Source organism: Paucibacter sp. XJ19-41, assembly GCF_028462495.1.
Lineage (GTDB): Bacteria > Pseudomonadota > Gammaproteobacteria > Burkholderiales > Burkholderiaceae_C > Roseateles_E.
This window is the reverse complement of record NZ_JAQOWX010000220.1, coordinates 1-3,462: the sequence shown is the minus strand read 5'-3', so window position 1 is coordinate 3,462 and position 3,462 is coordinate 1. Positions and strand designations below refer to the sequence as shown.

Genomic DNA, 3,462 nt, shown 5'->3' with positions numbered 1-3,462 from the left:
CGGCGCGCTCGGGGCCGCGCAGCGGGGCCACCTCTTGCCGCAAGACCTGGACCTCGTAGCGCTGGCCCAGCGCCGCCAGGCGGCGACTCAAGGAGCCCGGCGCGCGCAGCCAGTCGCGCAGGCCGCTGCGGCTTGCAATCCCCATCGCGGCAGACTCAGCGCCCGAACTCTTCGCCCAGCTCGCGGGCACGCTGCTCGGCGGCGCGCACCGCGCGCACGATGGCGGCGTCGACCCCGTCGGCCTGCAGGCTGCTGATCGCCGCATGGGTGGTGCCGCCCTTGGAGGTGACCTTCTCGCGCAGCAGGGTCGGCGAATCGCTCGATTGCAGGCCCAGCGCCGCCGCGCCGCCACAGGTGGCCAGCGCCAGCTGCCGGCCCTGCTCGGCCGACAAGCCCATCTGCTGGGCGGCCGCCATCATCGCCTCGACGATGAAGAAGAAATAGGCCGGGCCCGAGCCCGACAGCGCGGTCACCGCATCGAGCTGCGCCTCCTCGTCCACCCACAGCGTCGCGCCGGTGGGGGCCAGGACTTGCTCGACCAGGGCGCGGTCGGCGGCCGACACGGCGGCGCGCGCAAACAGGCCGGCAATGCCCTGGCCGATCAGGGCCGGGGTATTGGGCATCGCGCGCGCCACCCGCTCGCTGCCGGTGGCGGCGGCGAGCGCATCGCTGCGGATGCCGGCCATCACCGAAAGCTGCAGGGCCTGGCCCAGCAGGCCGGCACAGGGCGCGGCGGCCTCGGCGAAGAGCTGGGGCTTGACGGCCCAGACCACCAGGCCGGCGCCGGCCAGGCTGGCATCGGGGGCCGCCAGCGCATGCAGGCCGAAGTCGCTTGCCAGCTTGGCACGCTGCGCCTCGAAGGGCTCGACAACGATCAGCGACTGCGCTGCCCGGCCGGACCGCAACAGGCCGCCGATGATGGCGCTGGCCATATTGCCGCCGCCGATGAATGCAATGGAGGTGCTCATGGGGCGCAAGTGTAGAGCCCGGCTCATCGACCCGTCCCGTGCACCAGTTGGGTGCGGGCCTTGCCCCCGAATAGGGTGGGCGCACCGCCGCCGGCAAAAAAAGCGCCCGGGGCGTGAGCCCCGGGCCTGAATCCATCCAGGCGGATGGAGGAGACAAACGAACGTACTTTCACTAAAGCAGCTTCCGTGCCAGCTCGCCACCGCCGCAGCCGCTAGCATCCGGTCCAGTCATGAACGAACGCCTGTTTCTGCGGCTTGACGGCGACGAGCTGCACGGGCCCGAGGCCCGCATGCCACCCGGCACGCTGCGCGCCTGTCCGGTGGCGGCGCCGCTGCGCCCCTATGTGTCGCACATCCTGGCCTACCGCGAGACCATCCCGGCCGGCTCCGAGATCCTGGAGCGGGTGCTGCCAGACGGCGCACTGCGCCTGATCGTCGAGTTCGGCGATGCGCCGACCGTCCGGGTGCTGGGTGCTTCGGCAGCGCCGGTACTGCTGCACTTGCAAGGTCGCCTGGAGGGCCTGTCGCTGACCCTGCGACCGGGTGCCGCAGCGGCCTTGCTGGGGCTGCCGGCCGGCGAGCTGACGGGTCAGGTCTTGCCACTGGACAGCCTGTGGCGGGGTGCCGGGGCCGCGCTGAACGAGCGTCTCTCCGCCGTCTGCGGCGACGCGGCCCGTCTGACCATGCTGCAGGCCTTTTTGCAACAGCGCCTGCCTGGCCCGACGATCAACGGCCGGCCGGCGGTGAGGCAGGCGCTGCAGCTGATTGGCAGCTCCGAGGGACGCCGGCCGCTGCGCGAGATCGCGGCGGCGCTCGGTGTCGGCGAGCGCCGGCTGCAGCAGCTGTTCCAACTCGAGGTGGGTCTGTCGCCGCGCGCCTGGAGCCGGCTGGCCCGGCTGCAGGCTTGCCTGCGCCGGCTGCGGCTGCAGGGCGCAACGCCGGGCTGGGCCGATCTGGCCCTGGACAGCGGCTTCTACGACCAGGCCCATCTGGCCAAGGAGTTCCGCGCGCTGTGCGGCCTCAGCCCCACCGAGTTCCTGGCCCGCGCGACTTCGGGTTCTTCCAATACAGGGCCCTGAGCCGGCGCTACCGTGTGGCTTTGACATCAGCAAGGACAAGCCATGCAGGACTCTCCCACACCGCGACCGCTGNCCGAGTTCCTGGCCCGCGCGACTTCGGGTTCTTCCAATACAGGGCCCTGAGCCGGCGCTACCGTGTGGCTTTGACATCAGCAAGGACAAGCCATGCAGGACTCTCCCACACCGCGACCGCTGCGCGGCCGCGTCGCCGTGGTCACCGGCGCCAGCCGCGGCGCCGGGCGCGGCATCGCGCTGGAACTGGGCGCGGCCGGCGCCACCGTTTATGTGACCGGGCGCAGCACCCGCGAGCAGCCAGCCGACGGCTACGGCCAGATCCTGGCGCTGTCCGGGCTGGAGCGCCCGCCCGGCACGATAGACGACTGCGCCGAGGACCTGACCCGGCTGGGCGGGCACGGTATCGCCCTGCGTTGCGACCACACCCAGGACGAGCAGGTGGCCGCGCTGTTCGCGCGGGTCTGGCGCGAGCAGGGCCGGCTCGATCTGCTGGTCAACAATGCCTGGGGCGGCCACGAGTGCTTCGACGGCGTCTTCGAAGCGCCGTTCTGGCAGCATCCGCTGGCTCAATGGGACGCGATGATGGACCGTGGCGTGCGCAACCATCTGCTGGCCGGCCGCCATGCGGCGCCGCTGCTGGTGGAACAGGGCCACGGCCTGATCGTCGGCACCACCTTCTGGGACCGCGACCGCTATCTGCGCGGCAATCTGTTCTACGACCTAGCCAAGGCCGCGATCAGCCGGCTGGCCTTCGGCATGGCCGAGGAGCTGCGGCCGCATGGCGTCGCCTCGCTGGCGCTGTCGCCGGGCTGGATGCGGACCGAGTTCGTGCTCAGCGGGCACCGGACCGACGAGGCGCACTGGCAGGACAGCCCGGCGCTGGCCCGCACCGAGTCGCCGCGCTATCTGGGCCGCGCGGTGGCCGCGCTCGCGGCCGACCCGCAGGTGCTGGCGCGCAGCGGGAGGGTGCTGCGGGTCGCCGATCTGGCACGCGAGTACGGTTTCAGCGATATCGATGGCCGCCAGGTGGAGGCCTTCGAGCTGCCGGAGCGCTGAATCAATAGCTGACGCTGAAACTCTGCCCGCGCGCCGAGAAGATCGCGCGCTTGAGCTGGATCTGTTCGAGCACCAGACCCTCGGCGATCTTGTCGCCCTCGCGGAACAGCTGGCCGTTGACGATCAGCATGCGCTGGGCGGGCGCGTCGGAGTACATCGCGCCGCTGGTCGCCAGCGGCGGCAGGCTGCGACGGAAGGCCTCGGGCAGCTCGACCAGTGCGGGCACCGCGCGTTCGGTGGCGGCAGGCGGGGTGATCGGGGCGCTGGCCATGACGGGCGGGGCTGGGCTGGGTCGGGTCTCGACCGGCGTCTCGATGATCAACGGGGCCGGCTCCAGCCGCTTC

General features: G+C 71.9%; 4 protein-coding genes. 2 read left to right on the top strand and 2 right to left on the bottom strand.

The annotated features are described in order from the left end of the window. Positions 1 to 155 precede the first annotated feature (155 nt). Positions 156 to 968, bottom strand: coding sequence for a pyrroline-5-carboxylate reductase (gene proC / locus PO768_RS28175; RefSeq protein ID WP_272648699.1), 813 nt, complete (start codon positions 966 to 968; stop codon positions 156 to 158). 230 nt (positions 969 to 1,198) lie between these two features. On the opposite strand from proC, the gene PO768_RS28170 reads away from it, so the two are divergent. Next, positions 1,199 to 2,047 (top strand): AraC family transcriptional regulator, encoded by an 849-nt coding sequence (locus PO768_RS28170; RefSeq protein WP_272648698.1) that lies wholly within the window; start codon positions 1,199 to 1,201, stop codon positions 2,045 to 2,047. A 165-nt stretch (positions 2,048 to 2,212) separates the two neighbouring features. Next, the gene (locus tag PO768_RS28165; RefSeq protein ID WP_272648697.1) at positions 2,213 to 3,118 is read left to right on the top strand and encodes an SDR family oxidoreductase; all 906 of its coding nucleotides are present in this window, start codon (positions 2,213 to 2,215) and stop codon (positions 3,116 to 3,118) included. Position 3,119: 1 nt separating this feature from the next. Here PO768_RS28165 and PO768_RS28160 read toward each other — a convergent pair. After that, a partial coding sequence (locus PO768_RS28160; protein WP_272648696.1) for a general secretion pathway protein GspB occupies positions 3,120 to 3,462 on the bottom strand: 343 nt, incomplete at its 5' end.

Bases quoted from the DNA above. Each gene is read 5' to 3' on its own strand.
- proC (WP_272648699.1), bottom strand. From the start codon at position 968: ATGAGCACCTCCATTGCATTCATCGGCGGCGGCAATATGGCCAGCGCC.
- PO768_RS28170 (WP_272648698.1), top strand. From the start codon at position 1,199: ATGAACGAACGCCTGTTTCTGCGGCTTGACGGCGACGAGCTGCACGGG.
- PO768_RS28165 (WP_272648697.1), top strand. From the start codon at position 2,213: ATGCAGGACTCTCCCACACCGCGACCGCTGCGCGGCCGCGTCGCCGTG.